This is a genomic window from Peribacillus sp. FSL R5-0717 (assembly GCF_038002945.1).
GTDB classification, from domain to species: domain Bacteria; phylum Bacillota; class Bacilli; order Bacillales; family DSM-1321; genus Peribacillus; species Peribacillus frigoritolerans.
Window position 1 is genome coordinate 24745 of sequence record NZ_JBBOOF010000001.1, and the last position, 26624, is coordinate 51368.

Here is a 26624-nt window from a genome sequence, read left to right on the forward strand (position 1 = left end):
GTTAAATAAAGCCCCCATTCTTTAACATTTCCTTAATCTGGGGTTTATCCATTAGTCCTGAGCCAGAGTTATAGTCTTCTAAACTAACAGGCTGGTAATTAGAGTAATGTTCTTTTATCCCATCTATATGAATGGCTGGAAGTATTACATAATATTCATCATCAAAGGCAATCGCCGTTGTGCTTTCATATTCAGAAAGCAGGATCTCATGGAGTTTTTCACCAGGACGGATGCCAAGGACTTCTACATCTACATTTGTTTTCTTCGATGCTTCTATCAACACTTCAGCTAAGTCGATAATTTTACAGGACGGCATTTTCATTACGAAAATTTCTCCGCCAATGCTTTCAAAGGTTGCCTTAAATACCAATTTAATCGCTTCCTCAATGGTTAAAAAGAATCTCGTCATGTTCAAGTCAGTTATTCCGATTTTCCCCTTTTCTTTAATCTGCTTTTTAAAAACGTGAATGACACTTCCATTTGTGCCCAGCACGTTTCCGCCCCTGATACAAACAAATCTTGTTTTTGTGTTTAATGTATTAGCGTGTATAATCAACCTTTCTGCCATCGCCTTTGATAGACCATAAAAATTGGATGGATTCGAAGCCTTGTCAGTAGAAATGTTTACAACCGAATGCACATTACAGCTTATTGCTGCTTCTATAACATTCTGTGTTCCAATTACGTTCGTCTTTAAAGCTTCAATGGGTTGATCTTCACATACAGGAACATGCTTTAATGCTGCCAAATGGAAGATATAATCAACGCCTTGGCATGCTTCCATTAGTGCTTCTTTTTCTTTTACATCACCGATTATGAAATGCAATTTCGGGTTGTTATCAAATTCTTGCTTCATTGTAAATTGATTGCACTCATTTCTTGAAAAAATCCGTATTTCACTCGGTTCAAAATCCAATAGCTGCTTAACCAATTCATATCCCCATGAGCCTGTACCGCCTGTTACCATGATGGTTCGATTCTTAATCAATTTCATGGCCTCCCAGTATTATTTTTAGCACTTTATCTGAAACGTTTTTATGGTCGTAGCCTTCTGGAAAAGTCCAGTCTTTTTGCTGGTTAACCATAACCTTCACACAATTGACGATTTGTTTAGCGTTAATTCCTGATAACATATTGCTGCCCGACTCAATGGTTTCTGGCCTTTCGGTTGTTTTTCGTATCGTAACGGTCGGTACATGGAACAAACAGCATTCCTCTTGAACGGTTCCACTATCGGTCAGCACACAAAAAGCGTTTTTTTCAAGCTTTACGAAATCAAAGAAGCCAAATGGCTCATGAAATTCAATTAATGGATGCACTTCTAATTTGGGACTGAGTTCAATGCGGGATTTTGTCCGGGGATGTAAACTGCATATGATTCTTTTTTGATAGGTTTCGGCAACTAAATTAATGCCCTTAATAATCTCCAGCAAACGGTCTTCATGGTCAACATTTTCAGCACGATGGGCTGTAACGAGGAAATAATCATCCTTATCCAGATTCAGTTTCTCCAAAACTACACTTTGCTCAATCTCATTGTTGTAATGGTTCAAGACCTCGCAAATTGGGTTTCCCGATAAATATATTCTTTTACTCGGGATACCTTCATTCATAAGATTTTCTTTACTTTGAGGAGTATAAGGTAAATTAAAGCTTGAAACAGCATCAATAATACGACGATTTTTTTCTTCAGGCACTTCCAAGTCAAAACAACGGTTCCCTGCTTCCATATGAATGACTGGTATGCCCATTCTTTCTGCTAAGATGGAGCTGAGTCCGGAGTTTGTATCCCCCAACACTAATACTTTATCGGGCTTTTCATTTAAAAGAATGGTCTCTAATTTACTAAATATGGCTGCTAACTGTTCACCGAGGGTTTGCTGTTGATTCAGCAAGACATAATCAGGGGTTCGTACCTTTAGCTGTTGGAAGAATATTTCACTTAAGGATGAGGTGAAATTTTGTCCAGTGTGCACTAGAATATGTGAATCGGCATATTGATCCAGTTTCTTTATGATTAGACTTAATCTGATAATTTCAGGTCGAGTCCCTAAAATAGTCATTACTTTCACGATTTACACTCCTTAATCTTTTCTGGTTTATGGCCTCACCGTCTACCCTTATTGTATGCACAACCAATTCTATTGTTATAGGCTAACCTATTAGATTTCGCCTCAATTTGAACTTATAACCGATTAATAAGCCGCCATTCCCCCGCAACCCGGATTTAATTAAAAGACTTTTATTCCTTATTGAAATATTAATCAGACATGATGTTATACCGAACTCAATATTGATTGAACTCCTTTCCATTCTATTAAAAAAGCTATATGCCCTTGTAAGGACATATAGCTCAAACTGTAGACAAACTCAGCTTTCCTTGTTAGGACATATAGCTTTTTATCATTTTTGGAATTGTAATTGATGCAGATTGGCAAAAATGCCCCCCTGCTTAAGTAAGTCATCGTGACCGCCTTCTTCAGCAATTCCTTCTTCCGTAACAACCACGATCTTGTCAGCGTTTCGAATGGTTGCCAATCGGTGTGCGATGATTAACGTCGTTCTGTTTTCAGCTAGTTCCGTAAGAGCCTGCTGAATGATTCTTTCCGTCTCCGTATCGAGTGCAGAGGTTGCCTCATCGAGAATTAATATTGGCGGATTCTTCAAAAACATCCTTGCAATTGCAATTCGTTGTTTTTGTCCTCCGGATAATTTCAAGCCTCGTTCACCTATTTGAGTTTCATAGCCTTCTGGAAGACCTTCAATGAAAGTCTCCAAATGGGCTTTCCTTGCGGCTTCTTGAATTTGTTCATCCGATGCTCCAAGCATTCCGTACGCAATGTTCTCTTTTACAGTTCCTGTGAAAAGGAATACATCTTGCTGGACTATGCCAATTTGTGAGCGCAATGACTTTTTCGTCATTTCACGAATATCAATTCCATCAATGGATATTGAACCGGCCTTAACATCATAAAAACGCGGGATCAATGAACATATGGTCGTTTTCCCAGCTCCTGAAGGCCCGACAAAAGCGATGGTTTCACCAGCTTTAATTGTTAGATCAATTCCTTTTAAAACCGGCTTTTTGTCTTCATAGTTAAAAGAAACATCTTTAAAGGAAATATCCCCTAATAGGGTGGTCATCTCAATTGCATCCTTTTTATCCTCTACATCAGGCGCGACATCCAGTAGTTCCGTAAAACGCTTAAAGCCGGCCATCCCTTTTGGATAGAGTTCCATCAACGCACTGATTTTGTCGATCGGTTTAAATAATACGTTAACATATAAGACGAATGCAACCAGTTCCCCATAAGAGAGCTGCCCATGAAAAGTCAGCCAAGCTCCAATCACCAACACGGCAAGGGTCATAAACCTCGTCATCATGTAAATGCCTGATAAACTAAATGACATAACCTTATAACCTAGTAGTTTAGCTTTACGGAATCTGCGATTATTAGTAGCAAATCTTTTCATTTCATATGTTTCATTCGTAAAGGATTGTACAACCCTCACTCCTGAGACACTATCTTCCACACGGGCATTTACATCCGCAACCTCTGTATACATTTTCTTCCAAGCCTTATTCATCTTTAAATTACTTATGACAATCAATAACACGAGAAACGGTAAAATACAAACCGATACGAGTGCCAGTTTCACATTGATTGTCAACATAATCCAAAATGCACCTATAAAAGTCATGAAGGCAATGAATAAATCTTCGGGACCATGGTGAGCAAGTTCACCAATATCGAACAGATCATTGGTTATGCGGCTCATGATATGGCCGGTTTTCGTGTTATCAAAAAAACGAAAAGATTGTTTCTGCACATGCTCAAATAATTCCTCACGCATATCAGTCTCGATATTTATACCCAATTTGTGGCCCCAGTACCCTACTATGAACTGTAAGAAGGTACTAATGATATAAAGCAGGAACAAACCGGCACTTACCGAAACTATGGCAGACCAATCGTCGCCAGGCAGCAGTGTATCAATAAACCACTGAACAGCTAGCGGAAATGCAAGTTCAAGTACAGCCACGACCACTGCACTGAAGAAATCAATAATGAATAACCGCTTATGCGGCAGGTAATATGAAGCAAAACGTCGAATCATCAAATTTTTCTCCTTTTTTACATATATTAAGGAGTATAATTCCATATTCCATATTGAGCAAGCATTTCAGAACGCCCACGTTCATATTATGGTAAAATCATTTATAAAAAAAGCCAACCCGGCTCATGCAATCTATTGAATCTAAGGAGTGAATCCAGTGTAAAAAAATAACCATTCTAAATATCCATGAACTTTATTTTCGTAAAGGATGGTATTCATGAAAAACACATCGTTTCGATGCCTTTGGATTGGACAGGCATTTGCAAATCTAGGGGATATTTTTTATGTAGTCGGGTTGATTTCACTATTATATAATTTGACGGGGTCTGCCTTCTATTTGAGTTTGCTCCCGTTCATTACAACGATTTTTCGGTTCATCAGCAGTTTACTTGCCCCCCTTGTCATCGACAGGTTTCCTTTAAAAAGAATCATCGTTCAATCTCAATGGTGGAAAACGATCTTACTCGTTTGCCTAGGAATCTTTATAATAAGTTTCGATCATGGTTTTTCTGTTGCCGTCATTTTCTTCATTGCCTTGATTTCATTATTGGACGGCGTCGCTGCCCCGGTTAGCGCAGCTTTGGTTCCTCAATTAGTTCCAAAAGAAGAGCGGATGAAAGCGAATGGTTTCTTGAATGTGATCACCCAGACCATCTTTGTAGCAGGATGGCCACTAGGTTCCGTCTTATTGATAAGTACCAACAGCAGTTTCATCATTTGGCTTACGGTCATGCTTTATGCCGTTTCAACGATCTATACAGGGAGAATCAAAGTCCCGACGGACCCTGTTGCTCCTTCAAACTGGGATTCGATTAAATCCGGATGGGTTGCGATTCGTCAAATCCCAACTATCCGTACCCTCATTTCCATTGATTTCATAACCACTTTAGCTTCAAGCGTGTGGGTGGCTGCCGTTATCTATATATATGTAGAACAGAACCTGCAACTGGGTGAGGAATGGTGGGGGTACATTAACACAAGCTACTTTGTCGGCATGATTTTCAGTGGATTGATCGTCATCCGTTTTGCCAAGTTACTAGAAAAATATATTGGATTCTTCATCACTTTCGGGCTATTTCTCAGTTCACTGCTGATCCTGCTTTTTGGAACTACCAGTATTCCTGCATTAGCTTTGCTGCTGGCATGCCTGTACGGGCTCCCAGAACAAATCCGGGAAGTGATCTATACCAAGCTATTCCAAGACCATGCTACGGAAAAGACTCTTGCAAAAATTCATGCCGTTTGGGGAGCAGTCATCAATCTTACATTTGCCGGCTCTGTCTTACTATTAGGCTTTATAACGGAAACATACAGTGTCAAAACAACGTTCCAATTTTCCTCCACGCTGATATTCCTTGCCTTTCTTTATGCAACTTTTAAAAGGAACGACTTAATAGGGAAGCAATGTGATCAATTGCTGTCAAGTAAGTCATCTAATCTTCCTAGATGATTTCGTTTCACGAAAAAAAGGAGCCTTGGTTTTCCATGGCACCTTTTTTATCGTTTCAAGACCCGTCTAACAATATTGCCTCTCTTTAAAATCTTGGTCGGTATGATTGGCTTGCCTCTGTTAAAAGCCGTACAACCAAACAAGGGAAGTAAATATATAAACCGCCTGCACCCATTCATTCTATTTGATAATCCAGATATTATTATTTATAAACTCCCAATTCTGCGGGAATTCTAAACCAATCTGCCAATAAGTTGCTCCTATCAGTTCATATGCATCAATCAGTTCATATTTTGCACTTATCGATCGTATATCTTCAAACCACACGACATGATTCGAATTCTCTCTTCGGTAGGAATAGGAAGGTGAAGCCGCTGAGGTGTCAAAAGTGATTTCAGCACCAGTTGCAATGGCAAGGTTTTGGGCATTTTGAGCTGATAAAGCTTTCGTCTCGTGGCTCGGTACTATCCAGTCGTATCCATACATAGGAAATGCCGACTGCAGTTTATATTCAGGAATATTCAACAAAGCATAACGAAGAACCTCTCCCATCCACCAAAGTGGGGAAATGGGTTCAGGCGGTCCAGTCGGATATCCATAGTCAATGGTCATCACGGCAACAAGGTCAGCTGCCTCTCCGATCCCCCGATAATCATGCCCGCCTACAATTCGATTATCAGGATTATCCGCTGTTTTTGCATGTACGTTCACATGCAGGATCAGTTCGTTCAACCCCTCCTTTAATTCTTTTAAAAAAAGCACATAATCGGAACGCCTGGCAGGTGGGATGAATTCGATGTCCATGCTGACACCCCCATAGCCTTTCTCCCTAACGAAAGTCAGCATACTATTGATTAAATTCGATCTGTATACTGAACTGGCAAGGACATCACCAGCCAAATCAGCGTCAAAATCACCATCTTGAAAGTTTCGGATCATCAGTAGCGGCTTCACCCCTGTCTGTTCGCATTTCGCGATAAGCGGGAGATCATCTCCATCAACGTACGCATTTCCTTCCCTTGTAAACGAATAAGCGACAATGGCTAAATAGGATAATTTATCACCATTCTGCTCAAGTGTTTCAAATACGACTCCACCTGAAGTCGGGAAGGCAAAACCCAGCGTAATCAATTGATTTTTGTAAGGAGACGGTATCAAAATATCCGTACCGACTTTTAGCGAGTTTTCAGAGATTCCTGGGTTTGCCTCCTTGATTGCCGCTGCACTCGTACCAAAACGACTGCCGATTTTAGTAAGGGTATCCTGACTTTTAATTAGATACCTTCGATTCACCGCTTTTTCATTAGGTATATACAATGCCAGACCAGGAACCAAAGTTGTTGATTCCAATCCGTTGACTTCAATTATCCTCGATGGGGCAACTTTATTTTTCGAGGCAATTTCCCAAAGGCTGTCACCTTTTTTCACAATAATGATCGTCATTCAAAACCCTCCAAACTCCCTCCAAAAAAGTTTATGTTATTCAGGTAATTGGATAGAACGAATTATCACATTTCCTAATGATGATATTCTGGTTTTTCAGTCGTTTTTTTAATGGAATAATGGATCACAAAAAAAAGAGGCTGTCCAAAGGGACACCCCCTACGCTATAAGCCATATTCCCCTATACATCAAAGTAAATTCTTAATGTCGTAGAACTTCCCATTCTCCAAATCTTCTGCTTCAAGCAGCTGCAAAAGTTTATCTGCCACAAATTCGGGGCTTCTTAATCTGCCCTTCTCTTTATATTCATGAAATTTGTCTCGATCGGCAAAGTCCCGTTCGTCTGCTGATCGGATTATCCCTTGCATCTCCGTATCCATTACACCTGGTGAAAAAGAAATGAGAGACGTAGGAAAAGACGTTTTATCCTGTTCCAACCCTGCAACCCGTGTAAACATTTCCAACCCCGCCTTAGTACTGCAATAGGCTGCCCAGCCATGATAAGGATTTTTTGCTGCTCCTGAAGATACGTTGACCAATACCTTCTTTCTGTTCCATTCCTTTGTCTGTTTAACGAATTCATCAGCCAATACGATGGGTGCCATGAAATTCACCCGCATGCTCGTTTCCAAATTTACTACACCAAGGTTTCCTACCGGCTTAATAGGTTCAATGACACCTGCATTATTAATGAAATAAATATCACTTGTATCATCGACTTCAGTAAGAATCTCATTGACTAAGGAAGGCAACTTTTCAGTTTCATTCAAGTCCAGCGAAATAAATGTAAGTTTCGTCCCCGAACGGTCAGCCATCCGCTGCATTTCAGGATGGGCCGTACGGGAAACTAAAATGCAATGATCACTCGTCTGCAAACACCCTTTGGCGATGGCAGCACCTAAACCTTTTGAAGCTCCTGTGATTATAAACGTTTTCACGGCTTTTCCCCCTTTTCTGGATATAAATTATTGTACCAAAATCGAGTTCGGAATGGTCTCACCACATACCGTGGTTTTAAGATAAGACTACTGTTTTATGAAATCAAGCTCCGTACTTGTTTTAAAAATGCAGGAAGCCTCAATTATTGACTTTGAGACAAAAGAAGTTCCATCTAAAATAAAGCAAAGTTGATTGGAGTGGGTGTGCGAGATTCCTGCGGGAAAGCGCGTCCAAGGGAGACCCCGCAGCGGAAAGCGAGTGCCTGGAGAGGAAGTCAACGATTTTGCAAACTCAATGAATAACAATGGTCTATAACTGAAAGGGAATGGATTTCTGAAATCAAGCTTCGTACTATTTTTAAGTAAAAAAACTGCAGGCAAACTCGTTTTTTCGAATTTGTCTACAGTCTGAACAGACCATGTAGTAATGGTTCGCTTATTTAAAATATTATAATATCGGTGATACCAGCCTTGCAATGGACTCTTTTAAACGAATCCACTTTGATCGCTTTTCAAACTCTTCAATTGTAAGCTGCCTGCAAACTTCGACATCCTTATAAAAAATCCTGGTCAGTGTTTCGGCCATTCCTTCATCATAAATGAAGGCATTGACTTCAAAGTTCAATTTAAAACTACGGACATCAATGTTTGCTGTCCCCACCGAGGAGACCTCTTCGTCCACCACGATCATCTTCGCATGAATAAAGCCGTTATCATAGATGTATATCTTAGCACCCGCTCTTAATAACTGCCCTGCATTGAAAGTCGTTGCCCAATAAACAAAAAGATGATCAGGTTTATTCGGAATCATGATTTTCACATCTACCCCTGATAAGCTGGCAATCCTGAGTGCATCCAATAAACTGGCATCCGGTATGAAGTAAGGTGTTTGAATGAGAATCGATTTCTTTGCTGATGAAATTAATTTAATATAGCCATTTTTAATTTGTTCCCATTCTGAATCCGGCCCACTTGTCACTATTTGCAAATCTATATTTCCTTGGGTCTCTACAATAGGGAAATAATGAGGCTGATAAGTTATATCATGATGCTTTGATGCCTGATTCCAATCCAGGATAAACCGAGTTTGAATGGCTTTGACAGCCGAACCCTCTATACGAAGGTGTGTATCACGCCAATAACCGAATTTTGGATTAAGCCCTAAATATTCATCACCAACATTAAAGCCTCCAACATACCCTACTTTTCCATCTATGATGACGAGCTTTCGATGGTTTCGGAAATTCAGTCGTAAATTTATAAATTTTAATTTGGATGGAAAGAATGCCTCCACTCGTCCTCCAGCCTGCCTAAATTCCCTGAAGAAACGTTTAGTCATCCCTCTAGATCCCAGTTCGTCATAAAGCAGCCGAACTTTGACGCCTTCATTCGCTTTTTTAGTCAAAGCTTCAATGAATCGTTTACCCAGGCCGTCCCTTTGAATGATGTAATATTGTATATGTATATGGTTTTCGGCCGCTTCGATATCTTTAAAAAGCTGGTCAAACTTATTTTTCCCTTCCGTAAAAATATCGACTTGATTATCTTCAGTAAGTACGGCATCATTGTTTCGGAGATGCATATAAATCAAATCACGATAATTACTCGAAGAAGCATTTCGAAAAGGAAAATGATTCGTTGAAAGCTCTTCCATCTGTTTATCAATGATTTCTTCGATCCCGATCTTCTTCTTATCCTCCCATTGGAATAAGTGTGCGTGCCTTAAACTTGTTCCAAAAAGCAGGTATAAAATAAAACCGACTACAGGCAAAAAATATAAAACCAATAACCAAGCCCAGGTCGTGCTCGCTTCCCTTCTTTCAAAAAATATGACAATCGTTGCAAATAAAATATTTAGAATGATGACGAGGCCGAGCAAAACCGATGTAACATGCGTAAATTCCATAGCATACCCTCACTAAATTTTTATCCCTTTAAGGATACCATGCAAATACTTTATATCAAAGGATTTGCTTATCAGAAATGAAAACAGAGAATTCACAAAAATGGACCTCTTCTTGTAGAGGCCCATTTTAAAAAATCCATCCAACCCGGACACTAAAATTTCTCAGATTGGCCAGGCAGTCTAATAATATTTGTTTTAAAAATTCCTATTTAACAATAATATAATTGCTTACCGGCTTTTCACTAATAAATTCACAGCTTCTTTCACTAGCTCTTCGGGATTCTTTTCTCCGGATTCATTAGCCTCCCGGACGCATTCAACAAGATTGGAACTTACTATTACCCCAATTGTCCGATCGATTGCAGATCTGGTTGCAGATAACTGAGTTACCACATCCCTGCAATCTTTATTATCCTCCATCATTTTCAAAATCCCACGAAGCTGTCCTTCAATTCGCTTCACTCTATTTTTAACCTGCTTATCGTATTCCATGTGAGGCCTCCTACCCTGCCTATTACTTATGAATCCTATCCAGACATCCATCATAAAACCCTTTCAGTCGAAATGAAGGTTAGATAAAAATCTTACAATTTATAATACATACCACTTAGGTATAATTGTCAAGTGCCAATATCCAATGAAACTCCAATATGTAATTCCTATTTTTGTACAAGAAGACTTTGTGCAACTGCCTCAGAAAACTCGATCGTCATTTGGGGAACGTAGGTTTTTAACAAAGCATTGACGATAGGGGCTTTGGCGCCTTTTGCCGTAATCGCCAGGCAGCCAGTCATTTTAGTCTGTCCAATTCCGCACTCTTCCCCTAAAAAATAGCCATGCCCATCAAATTTTTCATTTAATCCCTTAAGCTTAAATGTTACCTTATCGGGTTCAACCCATTCCAATATATTCACTTCCAGTTTAATTTTCTTCTTCATTAATCCCAAATCGCTTTTAAACTCCCAAATAAGTGTCCGCTCATTTATCATCTCATGATTGATATATCCTGGGACTAGAGGTGCCCAACGATCTATGCTACTTACAAAATCCCATACCGTTTTTTTGGAAACAGGTAATATGATACTATGCACACCTTCTGACAAAGCAGTTCCCCCTTAATCATTCTATTTACATCTTTGTAATGTATGGCTTAACAATATTGAATAGAACGGCAAGATTAGATTCTTGAACAAAATTCTCCCGGTATAAGAAACCATTTAAAGATAATAACAGCAAAGAATCGCCCCTGTAAAAAAGGGACGATCGTTTTTTATTGCTGGGCCTCAGACTTTAGACAAACTCGATACAAATATAGAATGCCTACATTTTTTGAGGGAGTGTAGAATATAAGCGTTGATTTCCACTTTATTAGGCACTCGCTTTTCGCGGGCGGCCCGCCCTCGGCGCTCTTGGCGCCTGTGGGTCTCCCTTGGACGCGCTTTTCCCGCAGGAGTCCCGTACCCTCCGTTCCAATCAACTTTGCTTAAAATTCAGACGGAACCCCTTTGGTCTACAAACTCAGACCCAGCTTAATCGCTGGGTCTTTTTTTGGAAAGATTATTATTATGTTTTTCAGTTTCTTCATTTTACAATTAAAGAAGGTTCAGGATCAGAATAACTTATTAATCTGGTGCGAATTGAACCGTATACATATTCAATCTTGGAATTGGGTCAATCCAGGCGCTTTCAAACACGAAAACCACTTTATAATTTACGTAATCGGTATAAGTGACATAGTAATTCCCTTCTTGCTCCACTTCACTTACCGGTTCACCGATCAATTCCTTCAACATGGATAAATGAATGGTTTGCAATTGCGGATCAAAATCATCAATGGCGGTAATCGTCTTTCTACCTGTTGAACCGTCATAGAGGAATCGGACATTCCGGCTCCAATAATTGGCTGCAACGGTACTTAAATCTTCCGGTTCACCCCAGGCTTTTTCCGCTATCTTCAGCGAATCACCTACAGAAAATGGTCCACTGCTAATGGATTGTTGGGATTCGTAGGCTAAACCCATGATTTGCCGAATCAAAAGGTCTGGCGTGGATTGCGTTGATATTGAATCTGTTGAAGCATAAGCAGCCTGCACACTAAACATGAGAAATGCGAGCATTAGAAATGTAACGCTTCGGATAAAACGATTCACTTGTTTCAAAATATCCTCCCTTTCCATATGGTAATGACTGATTACATGATTTTAACAATCTAAAAAAGATGAAAAATTGCGCATGTCATTCCATTTGGATTTTTACCATTACCATTAATATTCATTGGAACTTTGGATACATACCATTCGTTCAGAAAAAATTTTCAAATGAAAGATTAACCGATTAAGCCAATTCAAGTTAGCAACATTTTATCCTGTTCTAAAACTGATGCCAAAAAGGACTCAGTCAGTAACTTGAAGTCAATGGTTCCTTCTTTGTCCGAATGGGCACAAAAAAATGTTGTTTCTTATGAAGATAGTATAATTATTACAAGTTAACGATGGTGGAGATTTGGAGACTCATGCTTTAATAGGACCTTTTAACAAAAAGGTTACTATTTTGGTATGGGTTTTTTTTATGTATCATCATCATTACTTTAGTTAATTAGGTTCAAAAATATCATTAAGGAGGAATTGGATGCTCAAATTATTTAAGCCAGCTCTGCCAGTTGAAAGATTACCGGAAGGAAAAATAGATTCTGAATATAAGAAACTCAGATTACAAGTTTTCATCGGTATCTTCATTGGATATGCAGCGTATTATTTAATTCGTAAAAACTTTTCCATGGCAATGCCATATTTAAAGGAGGAAGGCTATACAACTGGAGAGCTAGGTCTTGCATTATCAGCTATCTCGATTTCATATGGGATAAGTAAGTTTGTAATGGGAACTGTGTCAGACCGAAGTAACGCGAGGTATTTCTTGCCAGTAGGTTTGATACTTGCTGGAATCGTCAGCTTACTTATGGGACTTGTTCCATTTTTCACATCATCGGTTACAATCATGTTTATCATGTTATTCATTAATGGGTGGTTTCAAGGAATGGGCTGGCCTCCATCAGGGAGAGTACTTGTCCACTGGTTCAGTGTAAGTGAAAGAGGAGGGAAAACGGCAATATGGAATGTTGCCCACAATGTGGGTGGTGGCTTAATGGCACCATTGGCAATTGCAGGTGTCTCCATCTTTGCAACATTAATGGGTTCTTCATATGCAGGTTATGAAGGAATTTTTATATTACCTGCTCTAGTTGCCATATTAATAGCAATCATATCATTTATCTTGATACGTGATACACCACAATCAGTTGGATTGCCGCCGATTGAAGAGTATCGTAATGATTTTCCAAATAAAATGAAAAAAACGTTTGAAACAGAACTGACAACAAAAGAGATATTATTTAAATATGTATTAAATAACAAATGGGTCTGGGCGATTGCGATTGCCAACATCTTTGTATATTTCGTCCGTTATGGGGTACTTGATTGGGCACCAACCTATTTAAGCGAAGAAAAGGGCTTCAACATGGACGAGTCCAGTACGGCTTATTTCTTATACGAATGGGCAGGTATTCCGGGCACTTTATTATGCGGCTATATCTCTGATAAAGTTTTTAAAGGCCGTCGGGGACCTGCTGGCGTTGTCTTCATGCTAGGAGTATTACTCGCAGTCCTTGTTTATTGGTTTAACCCTGCAGGCAACCCAATGATTGATATTATATCCCTAATTGCGATTGGATTCTTAATTTATGGACCAGTAATGTTAATAGGTCTGCAAGCACTTGATTTAGTTCCTAAAAAAGCTGCAGGCACTGCAGCAGGACTGACTGGCTTGTTTGGATATCTAGGTGGATCTGTAGCGGCTAATGCCATTATGGGATATGTAGTTGACTTTTCAGGCTGGAATGCAGGTTTTACATTGATTACGATTTCTTGTGTGCTGGCAGTAGTGGTCTTTGCATGTACTTGGAATGTTCGAGGACAGGAAGTAGTAAAGGGCTAATTCAGACATATTATTGAGCTCAAGTTTCCCCATCCCCATGGATATATTCTAAGGGGGATGGGTTTTCTATTATCAGTTAAACCCATCCATGATTAGATTGACGCCCGAAATAACTGAATATTCAGTTATCAGTGGCGGAAAGCAGTTGACGGACGTTTGTTTGACATACCTTATTGAAATGCATATAAAAAATGACCATGCCTTTATACCAACGGGCCTAAAGGCATGGTCATTATATCAAAAATCATATAGATTCATGTTTTCTACCAAAATACTGGTTATTGCCGATCAAAAAGAGAAGCCCCCGCTATTCCGGGTTTTGTCATCTCATAAGGATTTAGAATCAGATCTAATTCTTCTTCTGTCAACACATCATATTGTAAACAAAGTTCGCGAACTGATTTCCCTTTCAATATCGCTTCACGGGCAATACGTGAAACCACTTCGTACCCAAGGTGCGGATTGACTGCTGTAATCACTCCGACACTTTGTTCGACATAATCTTTTAAATGTTGCTCATTGGCCTCAATGCCTTCCAAACAAAAATCTGTAAAGACATTGAAAGCATTGTTCATAATGCTGATTGATTGCAACAAATTGAATACAAGCACTGGCTCCATTACGTTCAACTCTAGTTGTCCCGCTTCTGATGCTAAGCAAATCGTATTATCGTTACCGATTACTTGGAAAGCGACTTGATTAATTAATTCTGGCATGACTGGATTTACTTTACCAGGCATGATGGATGAACCTGGTTGACGGGCTGGAAGTGTGATTTCTCCTAATCCCGCTCTCGGACCTGAAGCCATCAAACGTAAATCATTTGCAATTTTAGACATATTCATCATACATACTTTCAATGAAGCTGATACCTCAGTGTATGCATCCGTATTTTGGGTTGCATCTACTAAATGTTCTGCTCCTACAAGCGGCAAGTTACTGATTTCAGCTAAATATGTAACAACGTTTTCAATGTAACGCGGATCTGCGTTCAATCCCGTTCCCACTGCTGTTGCTCCCATATTCACTTCATATAAATGTTGACGTGATTGACTTATTCTTTTTATATCCCGATCCAAAACGCGACTGTAAGCCTCGAATTCTTGACCAAGGCGAATCGGCACTGCGTCCTGAAGATGTGTGCGTCCCATTTTGATAACATGATCAAATTGTTTTGCTTTTTTCTTTAAAACCGTACTCATCTTGGTCATTGTTTGTAACAATTGCTCCAAAAGACGCAGTGTTGATAAATGAATGGCAGTTGGGAATACGTCATTGGTTGATTGAGACATGTTAACATGGCTATTTGGGCTAACATGTACATAATCACCTTTATTGTGTCCCATAAGTTCTAACGCACGGTTGGCAACGATTTCATTAATATTCATATTCATCGATGTACCCGCACCGCCTTGAATTGGGTCAACGATAAAATATTCATGCCACTTTCCATCGATCACTTCTTCAGAAGCTTTGACGATAGCGCTTCCAATACCATCATATAACCGTTTGGTATCCATATTCGCTAAAGCGGCCGCTTTTTTAATCATGGCCAGTGCACGAATCATTTCTTCATTGACTTTGTAACCGGTAATCGGAAAATTTTCCACTGCGCGTAAAGTTTGTATACCATAATAAACATCTGCTGGAATTTCCTTTTCCCCAAGAAAGTCTTTCTCGATTCGGTATGTTTTCTCTTCTATCAACATTTCCTCTTGCCCCTTTGTTTGTTCTAGAATGTAATGTCCTCTGCAATCGGTGTTTCCATCATTTCCTTCACTTTTTTAGGATCCTGCGTCTTCGCTAATATCCACATCAACTTAGGAACGATGGCTTCTGTATTCATATTCCTGGAACGAATGATGGCATTCTTGTTCACTTTTCGTCCCACTTCGTAAATATCCATATCTTCCCCTTCTTCTAAGCATTGGGTAGTAATGACAACGGATATTCCACATTGTACTAACTCATTCAATTTCTCTAAAATGTTTCTTCCTTGAAATGGAATACCACCGCTTCCATAACTTTCAATTACGATTCCCCGACATTGATTTTTCAGGAAATCAAAGAATTCAGGCTTAATACCGGGATGCAGCTTGACTAAAGCAACATCAGTACATAGGGAAGCATCCAACTTAGCTTCCTTATTCTTTGGTGAATGAACTGGCTTTAGATACTCAATTTTATCTTTGAATATGGTCGCAATATAAGGATAGTTAATACTTTCAAACGAATCATAGCTTTTCGTTCTCAATTTAATGGCCCTCGTACCCTGAATGACTCTGCCATCAAAAACAACATATACTCCTCCAATATCTTCACAAGCAAACCGGATCGCATCAGAGATATTCCTTTTGGCATCTGTCTTTTTAAAGGCAATCGGGACCTGAGAACCAGTAATGACGATTGGTTTCCCTAAATCTTGTAACATATATGAGAGCGCAGCAGAAGTGTAAGCCATTGTATCTGTTCCATGGGTAATCACAAAGCCATCGTAATCATGGTAGTGCTTATGGATGGATTGTGCGATTTCTGTCCAATCTTCCGGCTGCATATTTGTACTATCAATATTCATCAAAGGCTTACTATCAATCTCACACAGTAAATCCAATCCCGGTAGGTGGCCTAAAATTTCGTCAGCTTTCATTTCTGGAACAAGTCCATTTTTTCCTTCTAACGATGCAATTGTACCACCTGTAGTAAGCAACATCAACTTCTTCATTTTTGATTTTAACTTTTCCAATATACTACCCCCTAATAAGCCTCCCTGTTTCACTATCATTCTAATATCTCAGAAAAGGATGTTTCCGCTGTAAATGTTCATGTAACGCGTACAACACATGTAATTATAGTCATGTTTCATAGTGAAATCAAGCGAAAGTTATTCATTACGCGTACACTTTTTTCAATATGATGTTATAATGGATTTATATAAAAGGAGAGTAATAATAATGATTTTAAATAGATTGACTACATTAAGGAAGTCCAAAAGATGGTCTTTGCAATATACCGCTGACAGGCTCGGAATCGCCAAAAGTACCTATGCCGGTTACGAATCGGGCCACCGCCGCCCTTCATTAGAAACGATTAATTTATTGGCAGGCTTATATGATACCTCAACTGATTACATTCTGGGTCGAGTAGATTATCAATCTAATGATATGGATAATGAGTCGCCTCAAGTCATGGAATTAACGGATTTACCAGATATGAAGCTAGCTGTAGATGGAATTTCCCTTTCTGAAGAGGAAACGATTCAATTTATCGCTTTTATTAGAGCTAAACGGGAAGTGGAAATAAATCGCGATAAACAAAATGAAACATAGCAGACATTGAGTTTAAACTGGTATTGGGTAAAAGAACCGTACTTCATCAGCAGGTTCTTATACTGCCTGACATGTTCATTATAACTGTAATATACCGCGGCTTTAATCAATTAGGATAGGTCGGTTCGCCCATTTTGACGGTTGCACGTAATTATTTCTGTGTTTAGAAATTTAAATTTCATTAATTATTATATAGAAGATAGTCGGTTTTTTTAAAAAAGTCATCCATTTTCATTTTCTGTTGTCCTCTTTAGACTTATTTATTTTCCCTCTTTATCTATTTGCAATGAAAGAAAAAACATGGCAAAGATCATGGTTTCCCCCGGTGAATTAATCAAAAAAGAAGCAACATGAAGTGAGCGTTATGTCTTAATTCATGTGCTTCTATTATTGGAATCCTTAAAGAAATGGTAAATTCCTCAATATAATGTCTCAACAGATATGCTGCATTTCCATATTTTAAGGCATTTCATCTTCTTTTTCCCTATTCTTGAAAGCTTCATGAGTGACAATATCCTCAATCTGTTCATACTGGCGGCTGTGTTCCTTCTCTTCGCTAATTCTATTATTGGGTAAATTTCCTGGATGTCCTTTTTCTTTATGATTAAAATTTTTACCACGACTCATAACTCATTCTCTCCTTTCCATTCATTGTTTGTCTAGTTTTCCCAAGCACGAAAAAAATATGATTTAATTTCTCTTTTTACAGTTTTTGCAAAAGGGTTGTTTTACCTGTAATTTCCAGCTTATTTCTGAAGTGTCAAGAAATTAATAATTCAATCCTTTCAAATTACTCGAATCTGAATAAAGAGCTCAAAAAAAAGAACAGGAACCGCCAAATTCCTGTTCTTTTTGTTTATAGGTTTCCCGACTACTTACATATTTAATAACAATATTTTTGATAACAAAAAAGGCTAGGAGAACGTTACCACGGAAGGTCGCCACTTTCTTGAAATGCCCGCAATATGATGAGGAGCGGTTCTGCAACATCCTCCAATTATATTTGCCCCCGCATGGTGCCAATCTTCAGATTTCACATCGAGCCTATTACATGATTCTGGACCATGCCATGTTTTAGTTTCTGGATTATATGATTCACCGGAATTCGGATAAACGATAATTGGTTTATGCGTGTTTGCACGCAACACCTGTATGGCTTCCGTGATAACTGATACAGGCGCACAGTTGATGCCAATTGCGGCAATTTGCTCACTGTCCCCAAACAATCTGGCACACTCCTCCAGCAATGTGCCGTCACTAATCGCTTTTTCATTTTTCAAAGAAAAGGACAGCCAAGCATAGACTTCTGGATAATCTTTCAATAATGAATGTAATACTTTTGCTTCTTGCAGGGAAGGAATCGTTTCAAATGCTAAAATGTCAGCTCCTGCTTCAATCAAAGCTGATATTCGTGAGCGATGAAATGCCGCCAAAGTTTCATCTGAAACACCATAATTCCCGACATACTCTGAACCATCTGCAAGATAAGCCCCATAAGGTCCAACTGATGCAGCAACCAATGGCTTAGGTCTAATCGTTTGAAATTCTTCCTTCCAAAATTCATCTCTTGCTTTTCTTGCTAGTAAAACCGTTTTCCTGATTAGATCCAATGCCTCTTTTTCTTGTATTCCGCGGAGGGCGAAACCTTCAACCGTTGCTTGATAGCTTGCCGTTATCGCACAGTCAGCACCAGCTCGAAAGTAGTCAGAGTGCACCTGGTAAATCACTTCTGGATTTTCAAGTAATACACGTGCAGACCACAGGGGATCGTCCAAATCACACCCATGACTTTCAAGCTCTGTAGCTAAAGCTCCGTCCAAAATCATAACTGAATGACCTTGTAAAATTGCTTCAATTGGGTTAATTTTATTTTTCATGGTCTACTCCTCTTTTCTTTATGGTTTGTGTCAGATAATAACTTCCATAGCAAAACAAAATAAACGGAATGCCACAATATAGTGCTATTCTTTGTGTAGGATCAAATGCAATTCCTATGCAAGAAGCAAGACATAGCATAAATGAAACGATTGGAACGAATGGATATAATGGTGTATGATAAGCCAAATCATTAACTGAGTTTCCTTCGTTTATATATCGTCTGCGAAATAGAAACTGTGACGCGCTAATACTCATCCAAACTATCACCACGGCTAGTCCAGAAATGGATACAAGCACTATATAAACAGTATCCGGCGCTATAATACTCGAGAAAAGTGCTAAAACACCGCCCAGCATACTGAAAAGGACTGCATTCAAGGGAACACCCCGTTTTGTCAATTTTGCAAATATTGGTGAAATAGTTTTCTTATCTGCAAGTGACCAAAGCATCCTGGATGAGGCATATAGTCCTGAGTTCGCAGCGGACAAAATGGCAGTTAATATAACAAAGTTCATAATATCCGCTGCATATGGCACTCCAATTCGTTCTAGAACGGCAACAAAGGGGCTCTCTAATACGCTTGCATCCGAAACAGGCAATAATGCGGATAAAACAACGATGGTACCTACAAAAAAGATAATCAATCTCCATAATGTCATACGGATTGCCTTTGGAATCGTTTTTTCCGGATTCACAGTTTCTCCAGCTGCAACTCCGATCAATTCAGTTCCAGAAAATGCAAAATTCACCGCGAGCATCGTCATTAGAATGGCAAAAGCACCATTTGGAAATAAACCTGCACTTGTAACATTGGAAAATAACGGAGCTGATTGTGCGTTAATCATAGGAATGAAACCTATCATTGCCGCAGCTCCCAGAATAATGAATATTACAATAGCAAATACCTTTATAGACGCAAACCAGAATTCGGATTCAGCGAAAAACTTAACGGTCCACGCATTTAATGCCAAAACCAAAATGGCAAATAGAGCACTCCATATCCAGACACTGATTGATGGAAACCATCGCTGCATCAACAATCCTGCAGCCGTGAATTCCGAACCTAGTGCAACAGTCCAGGTTAGCCAATACAACCAGGCTACTGTATACCCTGTCCCTGGTCCGATGTATTTGGCTGCGTAACTATGAAACGCACCTGTCTCGGGCATATGCACAGATAGTTCACCTAGACATAGCATGACTAGATAAACCACTAATGCACCAATCAGATACGAAAGGATGGTTCCGAACGGACCAGCCTGTTGAATCGTATAACCCGAACTTAAGAATAAACCAGTTCCAATCACCCCGCCAAGCGATAGCATTATTATATGCCGTGCTTGCATTTGCCTTTGAAAATCATGCTTCCTTTTGTTATCCATTCTTACTCTCCTTAATCTTGCATCCAGAAAAAACGAAAACGCACTCTAAAAAAGAGTGCGTTACTGACAAATAAACACGTACGGTCTTATCTATCAAGGTTTCACCCCCTGGAATTAGCACAGTGTCTTTGTAGACCTGTTGCTGAGGTTTCATAGGGCCAGTCCCTCCACCTCTCTGGATAAGAAATTATTTTTTTATAACTGTATCAATCTATGAAAAATTTGTCAAGTTTTGTTTCGGAATGTAAAGACTTCCTTTTAAATGCTAACGATCATGGCGTTTGCGGCATTAATATTAAAAGGTTGCTTATTTTTGGAACAGGCGCTAAGCGTATTATAATGGCAAATAAAACTAACCGGGGTCATTTTGGTCTTAAAAATGGCAACATCTTAAAAGATGTCGCCATTTTTTACTTTTTCCTTAAGGACGTTCTATTTCAAATAATTCCCCTAGTTTTGTATAAGAATGACCTGCTAATCTTGCTACAGGTTTTAGCCCATTCGGGTCAATACGGCCATTATGGTAAATATCTTGCTCTATATGATAGCAGACTATTTTCCCTATCAGTAAATCACAACCAGGTTCATTCTTGGAACCTGCCAATGGAATCGATTGCTCTAATGTACATTCAAAACGTACCTTCGCTTCTTCCAATCCTGGTACGGATACCCTATCACTAACAGCCAGCGTGAAATTAGTAAGACCCAATTCACTTTCTTCAGATGGGAGTTCCTTGGCCGTTCGATTTGCATCGGCAACATTATTTTCGTCAGTGATATGAACAACGAACTCACCTGTTTGAATTGCATTTCGGGCTGTATCCTTTGAAACTCCTTCTTTCCGTTGAACAGAAATGGAAATCATCGGAGGATTTGAACTGACTATGTTAAAAAAGCTGAACGGTGCTATATTGATTGTACCGGTTTCGGATTGTGTCGTAACCAGCGCTATAGGTCTCGGTATAATGCTTCCAGTCAAAAACTTATAATTATCCCGTTCAGTCAGACTTTCAGGGTTAACAGAAATCATCTTCATTCCCTCTCATTCTTATAAAAAGTTCTTTTGAAACCATGAACCTGCTGCATCAACCTCTGAACGTGTTAACTGATGACCATAATTTTCCCATTGAACTCCAACTGTTGCGCCAGCTTGCTGTAAAAGTTGATTAAGTTCTTCAGTTTCTTCTGCCGGGCAAATCGGATCGTTTTTACCTGCAGCAATAAATACAGGTATATCTGAAAGGGACGGCAAAGCGATCCCTCGTCTTGGAACCATTGGATGATGAAGAATTGCTCCTTGTAAGGCCCCCTCGTAATGGAACAGCAAACTTGCAGCTATATTTGCACCATTGGAATAACCTAATGCCACCACTCTGTCACGGTCGAAGTCATATTTTCCGGACGCTGATTCCAAGAAGTCATAAAGCTCCTTCGTTCGGAAAATCAAATCCTCTTCATCAAAAACCCCTTCAGCTAACCGTCGGAAAAAACGGGGCATTCCATTTTCAAGTACATTTCCCCGTACGCTCAGTACGGACGAACCCGGTGAAACCATTTCGGATAATGGCAAGAGATCTGTTTCCGTTCCTCCAGTGCCATGTAAAAGCAGTAGTAACGGAGCTTCTGGATTACTTCCTTTTTGAAAAATATGTTTCATCATTTATCCTCCTCTAGTACTCTCGGCACTGCCGGCAGTAACGTTTTTTCCATAACTTCCCGCTTTTCTTCCAACCATGGCGGCAGCATTAATTTACTGCCCATCGTTTCCTTCGTTTCATCATGAGCAAAGCCAGGTGGATCTGTGGCAACTTCAAAGAGTATGCCTCCATCTTCCCTGAAATAAATCGCATCGAAGTATTGTCGGTCTGTAAAGGGTGTCACACCATAGCCATGGTTACCGATATGCTCCCTCCATTCTTTATGATCTTCATTATCGCTCGCACGCCATGCGATGTGATGGACAGTTCCCACTCCGATTTTACCGTTTGGTAAAACCGTTTTTTTAACATCGATCAAATTTCCGATATCCGATGTGGATTTGAAGCGGATGAAATCGCCCTCTTCCCCAACCTTTTGAAGGCCCATCACTTCCTCTAATAGTTCCATCGTTTTGATCGGTTTTGACGTCAATAATACAGCTCCGCCGAAACCCTTGACCGCCTTATCAGCTGGTACACCGCCGAATGACCACTCGCTATTTTTACCTTCTTTACGCTCAACCAGTTCAAGTTGCAAACCATGTGGGTCTTGGAACTCAAGATATTCCTCACCGAAACGTGAAACCTTTTCAAAGTCTATATTAAATTTACCTAAACGATTTTCCCAGAAGCCCATTGAACCCTCCGGAACTGCATATGTTGTAATTCCCACTTGTCCGGAGCCAATTGTCCCTCGGTATGCCTCAGGCCAAGGAAAGAACGTGATGATTGTGCCCGGTGAACCGGATTCATCTCCGAAATATAAATGATAGGTGCCTGGATCATCAAAATTAACGGTTTTCTTCACCATACGCATTCCCAATACTCCAGCATAAAAATCCACATTCTCTTGAGGATTGCCTACAATTGCGGTTATATGATGTATCCCTGCATTTTGCTTTTGCATGCCGATTACTTCCTCCCTTTGATTAATTAGTTGATTTTGTATTAAGTGGTTTTAAATTCGATTCAATATCCTTTCTTTTCGATTCCAAAAAAGGTGGCAGGGCAAGGTTCTCACCTAGATGCTGCTCAGCTTCATCCACTTCAAAACCAGGTCCATCAGTAGCTAGTTCAAATAATATGCCATTCGGCTCCCTAAAATAGAGTGAACGGAAATAAAAGCGGTCCACATATCCCGAATTCACGAATTTCGATTCACTAATCTTTTCTACCCATTTTCTCAATTCTTCTTCATCATCCACCCGAAAGGCAACATGGTGTACTCCACCCCTCCCCAGCCTTTCCCGAGGTATGTCATTCCTTTCTTCAATATGGAGTTCTGCTCCAGTTCCTCCTTCACCTGTCTCGTAAACGACTATCGGATTTTGCCCGCTGATTGCGGATGGGTATGTGCCTGATTTCCTGAACCCCAATACCTCGATAAGAACACTTTCTGTTTGTTCAATATTGGGTACTGTGAGTTTTACTGGTCCTAATCCAAGTATGGAAAACTCTTGCGGGACTGGGCTTCCATCCCACGGAAATCCTCCATCAACGCCGTTATTATCCTGATCGGAAACCAGAAGAAGCCTTTGCCCTTCAGGATCTTTAAAAGAAAGCACCTTTCTTTCAAAACGGCTCGATATTTCATCGTGCTCAACATTGAATTCCACAAACCGTTTTTTCCAATATCCTAGCGCTTCATCATCCCGCACCCTTAAAGAAATTTCTGAAATGCTATTGTTTCCCTCATGAGTGCGGGCAGCATTTGGAATTTCAAAAAACGTCAATTCCGTACCCGGTGAACCAATTTGATCTCCATAAAATAAGTGATACACACGAACATCATCTTGATTCACCGTTTTTTTGATTAATCGCATCCCTAAGACTTTTGTGTAGAATTCAAAGTTATTTCCCGCTTTTGCTGTAATCGCTGAAACATGATGTAATCCTTTTAATTCCATCCGTACCACTCCTATCTTTATAAATCTCCCCTTACGGAGATGAATTAATCCGCTAATAATATCTCGAATTCAAGGCATTTAACCTAACATAATACTTTTAATGCAAATATCTTGATTTAAAGATAAACGACAGGGATAAAATTGTCAACCATTTTCATTCAAATAATTTCAACCGGATTCACTTATCATAAAATAAAAAATACAGGCCAAAATAAATCGGTATAAGAATGGAGGTTGTGATATATGGTTAAAGATTTTTTTAGCGCAATTGAAGATAGACGCTCTTATTATTCCCTTAGCAAGGAACATGTTGTTCCTGATAAAAGGATTAAGGAAGTTATCGATCATGCCGTTCAATACTCCCCTTCCGCTTTCAACTCCCAAAGTGCCAGAGTGATTGTATTAACTGGTCAAAGCCACGACCAATTATGGGATATCACGAAAGAAACATTAAAAAAAGCAGCCGATGGCAAAGATTTTACAAAAACGGAAGAAAAAATAAAATCATTTATAAATGGTTATGGAACGGTTTTATTCTTTGAAGAACAGGCCAAAATAAATAGGCTACAAGAACAATACAAAACGTATGCCGAAAATTTTCCGATTTGGTCGAACCAATCTTCTGCCATTTTACAATTTGTCGTATGGACTTCCTTGGAAATTGAGGGGTTTGGTGCAAGCCTTCAGCATTATAATCCTTTAATCGATGACGAAGTGAGAAAGACATGGGATATATCACGAGATTGGAAACTCATCGCACAGTTGCCTTTTGGAAAACCCACTGCAGAACCTGGCGATAAAGACTTCTCACCACTTGAAGAACGTGTGAAATATTATCAATGATACAATAGAGACTGGCTCTACTTAACGAGCCAGCCCTTTTATTTTATTTCGCTTTAGTAATCCGGAAATGTTGCAAAAAATTTTGAAAATATCAATGACGCAAAGCCTATATACTCAACAACCGGCATGATTTTGATATCCTCACTGACGTTCAACACGTGCATTTCACATCCCCCTATTAATCTTATTGAATTGGTGAAGAACGCGCTGGCAGCCATTCCTTCAAATAATATGGGAGTACACCGGAATATTGTCTAGCAGCATGTCCACTTTTCAGTAGGCTATATGTCTTATCCTTACATGTTAAATGCTCCATTACCGGATAAATCATTTCCTGTGGGACCAGTCGATCATACTTACTTGCTATGACCAAAACACTAGCATCAATTTTCGATAGCTTCGCTTTTTTTCCCCTTACCTTAAAACCACCATTAACCAAGCTATTTTTTATCAATAAATCCTCGGTTATTTGTTTTGCGGCTGCTCCGGATAACGGTACATGCCCATTAGCCCAAGCATTGAAGCGGCGCCAGTTTTGAACGTATTTTTCATCATCCGCTTGATTCAATAAAGATAAATAAGGTGATATATAGACGGGCGATGTAATTAACCTGATACCATATTTAACTGCACTGGCCGGTATCGTTTGATAAATATCTATTGTCTCGTCAAAATCCGCTGTTCCTTCTTTTAACGCTTCCTGCCATTGATCAAAAAATTCCGAGGCACTGAAATCCACCGGGGTCACGGAAAGTATCAAATTCTTGATGGGCTCGTCTGCAATGGCAGCATATATTGCGGCTATTGTACCTCCGAGACAAAACCCCATGACTGTAATTTCTGATGCTCCAGAGTGACGTAATGCACGCTGCACTCCTTTTTGAATATAATCGACGATATAATCTTCGATCGATATGTCACCATCTTCAAAGCCCGGGCTTCCAAAATCAAGCAAATACACATCAAAACCTTCATTTACAAAAGATTCTATTAAACTATTCCCCGGAGATAAATCAAGAATCAAAGGAGTATTGATTAGTGAATATATAAGAAAAACCGGTACATCATATTTTTTTTGTGCTGAGGGATAAAACCAAAGCGTTGATTTGTTTTTTTTCCACACCGCTATTTTCGGAGTCAGTCCCATTTCAGGCATTGGCTGATTGGGAATATCCAATAAATGTTGCCATTTAGTTTTGGATTCAGATTGATTTTTCGGCACTTTCCGCTTAGCCATTTGAATTCTCCTGTCCAACTGAATTGAACTCAGGCAACTGTGAGCTTAACAATAAGGAGTTATTTATAAAATCAGATAACCTTTTTTTACTCCCTTCCATTTCATTGGATGCCAATCTTGATTTCTTTTTGATGCTGCGGGATGAATTGGCATTGCCTTTATTGCGAATTGAAGAATTACCCCCGACATTCCCGCCCCCATTCTCAACAAGTATAGAGACCAATTCTTCCAACCCATCAATTTTTTCTTCGAGTTGGATGACTAATTTCGCTAAACTCGCCACATCTTTTTTTGTTGGATAATTCATGATGATGGACATTCTTTCTGAGGCTTCCTGCAGACTATTTATTCTTGGTACCTGCATTTGCGCATTATTACTCACTCTTTCGATTAATTTACGATTATTCAGCAGATCTTGAATTTTACTATTCAGCTGTTGCTCTTTTTGTGTGCCCAGTAATTTAAACCCTTTATAAAAATTGGATTTTTCTGCCATATATTTCTTCC

At 39.4% G+C, this 26624-nt stretch carries 24 protein-coding genes and 1 riboswitch; of the genes, 4 read left to right on the forward strand and 20 right to left on the reverse strand.

Annotation, left to right across the window (positions count from 1 at the left end; translation table 11 throughout):
* Position 1 precedes the first annotated feature (1 nt).
* From NYE65_RS00100 to NYE65_RS00110, 3 genes are all read right to left on the reverse strand, one after another.
* Positions 2-988 (reverse strand): polysaccharide biosynthesis protein, encoded by a 987-nt coding sequence (locus tag NYE65_RS00100; protein ID WP_340859485.1) that lies wholly within the window; start codon positions 986-988, stop codon positions 2-4.
* On the reverse strand, positions 981-2072 hold the full coding sequence (gene wecB / locus NYE65_RS00105) for a non-hydrolyzing UDP-N-acetylglucosamine 2-epimerase (RefSeq protein ID WP_340859486.1): 1092 nt from the start codon (positions 2070-2072) through the stop codon (positions 981-983). The genes NYE65_RS00100 and wecB overlap by 8 nt, the downstream gene beginning before the upstream one ends.
* A gap of 331 nt (positions 2073-2403) precedes the next feature.
* On the reverse strand, positions 2404-4119 hold the full coding sequence (locus NYE65_RS00110) for an ABC transporter ATP-binding protein (protein WP_098865287.1): 1716 nt from the start codon (positions 4117-4119) through the stop codon (positions 2404-2406).
* Positions 4120-4336: 217 nt separating this feature from the next.
* On the opposite strand from NYE65_RS00110, the gene NYE65_RS00115 reads away from it, so the two are divergent.
* Positions 4337-5569 carry an MFS transporter gene (locus tag NYE65_RS00115; protein ID WP_340859487.1) on the forward strand — a complete coding sequence of 411 codons (1233 nt, stop codon included), beginning with the start codon at positions 4337-4339 and terminating at the stop codon, positions 5567-5569.
* Positions 5570-5749: 180 nt separating this feature from the next.
* On the opposite strand, the gene NYE65_RS00120 is transcribed toward NYE65_RS00115, so the two are convergent.
* The 6 genes from NYE65_RS00120 to NYE65_RS00145 form a co-directional block, all read right to left on the reverse strand.
* Positions 5750-7012 (reverse strand): glycosyl hydrolase family 18 protein, encoded by a 1263-nt coding sequence (locus tag NYE65_RS00120; RefSeq protein ID WP_340859488.1) that lies wholly within the window; start codon positions 7010-7012, stop codon positions 5750-5752.
* A 188-nt stretch (positions 7013-7200) separates the two neighbouring features.
* The gene (locus NYE65_RS00125) at positions 7201-7950 is read right to left on the reverse strand and encodes a (S)-benzoin forming benzil reductase (protein WP_340859489.1); all 750 of its coding nucleotides are present in this window, start codon (positions 7948-7950) and stop codon (positions 7201-7203) included.
* A gap of 448 nt (positions 7951-8398) precedes the next feature.
* Entirely contained in the window at positions 8399-9856 is a 1458-nt protein-coding gene (gene cls / locus NYE65_RS00130) for a cardiolipin synthase (protein ID WP_328177009.1), read from the reverse strand.
* Between the two features lie 228 nt (positions 9857-10084).
* Positions 10085-10348, reverse strand: coding sequence for a metal-sensitive transcriptional regulator (locus tag NYE65_RS00135; RefSeq protein ID WP_034307218.1), 264 nt, complete (start codon positions 10346-10348; stop codon positions 10085-10087).
* Between the two features lie 167 nt (positions 10349-10515).
* Positions 10516-10959 carry a CoxG family protein gene (locus NYE65_RS00140; protein ID WP_340859490.1) on the reverse strand — a complete coding sequence of 148 codons (444 nt, stop codon included), beginning with the start codon at positions 10957-10959 and terminating at the stop codon, positions 10516-10518.
* Between the two features lie 519 nt (positions 10960-11478).
* The gene (locus tag NYE65_RS00145; protein WP_340862062.1) at positions 11479-12006 is read right to left on the reverse strand and encodes a DUF4309 domain-containing protein; all 528 of its coding nucleotides are present in this window, start codon (positions 12004-12006) and stop codon (positions 11479-11481) included.
* A 478-nt stretch (positions 12007-12484) separates the two neighbouring features.
* Between NYE65_RS00145 and glpT the strand changes: the two genes are divergently transcribed.
* Positions 12485-13846, forward strand: coding sequence for a glycerol-3-phosphate transporter (glpT, locus tag NYE65_RS00150; protein WP_340859491.1), 1362 nt, complete (start codon positions 12485-12487; stop codon positions 13844-13846).
* A gap of 278 nt (positions 13847-14124) precedes the next feature.
* Here the strand turns inward: glpT and aspA are convergent, their stop codons facing one another.
* Entirely contained in the window at positions 14125-15555 is a 1431-nt protein-coding gene (gene aspA, locus NYE65_RS00155) for an aspartate ammonia-lyase (protein ID WP_340859492.1), read from the reverse strand.
* Between the two features lie 23 nt (positions 15556-15578).
* Positions 15579-16568 carry an asparaginase gene (locus NYE65_RS00160; RefSeq protein WP_340862063.1) on the reverse strand — a complete coding sequence of 330 codons (990 nt, stop codon included), beginning with the start codon at positions 16566-16568 and terminating at the stop codon, positions 15579-15581.
* A 229-nt stretch (positions 16569-16797) separates the two neighbouring features.
* Between NYE65_RS00160 and NYE65_RS00165 the strand changes: the two genes are divergently transcribed.
* Positions 16798-17172: a helix-turn-helix domain-containing protein gene (locus NYE65_RS00165; protein WP_340859493.1), complete on the forward strand. Its 375-nt coding sequence runs from the start codon at positions 16798-16800 to the stop codon at positions 17170-17172.
* Between the two features lie 459 nt (positions 17173-17631).
* On the opposite strand, the gene NYE65_RS00170 is transcribed toward NYE65_RS00165, so the two are convergent.
* From NYE65_RS00170 to NYE65_RS00200, 7 genes are all read right to left on the reverse strand, one after another.
* A complete protein-coding gene (locus tag NYE65_RS00170) occupies positions 17632-17799 on the reverse strand; it encodes a hypothetical protein (RefSeq protein ID WP_162878727.1) in 168 nt (55 codons plus the stop codon).
* Positions 17800-18086: 287 nt separating this feature from the next.
* Positions 18087-19049 carry a homocysteine S-methyltransferase gene (gene mmuM, locus NYE65_RS00175; RefSeq protein WP_328135118.1) on the reverse strand — a complete coding sequence of 321 codons (963 nt, stop codon included), beginning with the start codon at positions 19047-19049 and terminating at the stop codon, positions 18087-18089.
* Positions 19039-20433, reverse strand: coding sequence for an S-methylmethionine permease (gene mmuP / locus NYE65_RS00180; protein WP_063576036.1), 1395 nt, complete (start codon positions 20431-20433; stop codon positions 19039-19041). The genes mmuM and mmuP overlap by 11 nt, the downstream gene beginning before the upstream one ends.
* An 83-nt stretch (positions 20434-20516) precedes the next feature.
* A riboswitch (SAM riboswitch) is annotated at positions 20517-20619 on the reverse strand.
* A 235-nt stretch (positions 20620-20854) separates the two neighbouring features.
* Positions 20855-21463: a flavin reductase family protein gene (locus tag NYE65_RS00185; protein WP_340862064.1), complete on the reverse strand. Its 609-nt coding sequence runs from the start codon at positions 21461-21463 to the stop codon at positions 20855-20857.
* A gap of 18 nt (positions 21464-21481) precedes the next feature.
* Positions 21482-22090, reverse strand: coding sequence for an alpha/beta hydrolase (locus tag NYE65_RS00190; RefSeq protein WP_328177005.1), 609 nt, complete (start codon positions 22088-22090; stop codon positions 21482-21484).
* Positions 22090-23037 carry a ring-cleaving dioxygenase gene (locus NYE65_RS00195; RefSeq protein WP_063590937.1) on the reverse strand — a complete coding sequence of 316 codons (948 nt, stop codon included), beginning with the start codon at positions 23035-23037 and terminating at the stop codon, positions 22090-22092. Before NYE65_RS00195 ends, NYE65_RS00190 begins: the two co-directional genes overlap by 1 nt.
* A 22-nt stretch (positions 23038-23059) precedes the next feature.
* The gene (locus tag NYE65_RS00200; protein ID WP_340859494.1) at positions 23060-24037 is read right to left on the reverse strand and encodes a ring-cleaving dioxygenase; all 978 of its coding nucleotides are present in this window, start codon (positions 24035-24037) and stop codon (positions 23060-23062) included.
* 243 nt (positions 24038-24280) lie between these two features.
* On the opposite strand from NYE65_RS00200, the gene NYE65_RS00205 reads away from it, so the two are divergent.
* A complete protein-coding gene (locus NYE65_RS00205; RefSeq protein ID WP_340859495.1) occupies positions 24281-24880 on the forward strand; it encodes a nitroreductase family protein in 600 nt (199 codons plus the stop codon).
* Between the two features lie 184 nt (positions 24881-25064).
* Here NYE65_RS00205 and NYE65_RS00210 read toward each other — a convergent pair whose 3' ends face one another.
* Positions 25065-26117 carry an alpha/beta fold hydrolase gene (locus NYE65_RS00210; RefSeq protein ID WP_340859496.1) on the reverse strand — a complete coding sequence of 351 codons (1053 nt, stop codon included), beginning with the start codon at positions 26115-26117 and terminating at the stop codon, positions 25065-25067.
* Positions 26110-26613: a hypothetical protein gene (locus NYE65_RS00215; RefSeq protein ID WP_340859497.1), complete on the reverse strand. Its 504-nt coding sequence runs from the start codon at positions 26611-26613 to the stop codon at positions 26110-26112. Before NYE65_RS00215 ends, NYE65_RS00210 begins: the two co-directional genes overlap by 8 nt.
* Positions 26614-26624: the final 11 nt, after the last annotated feature.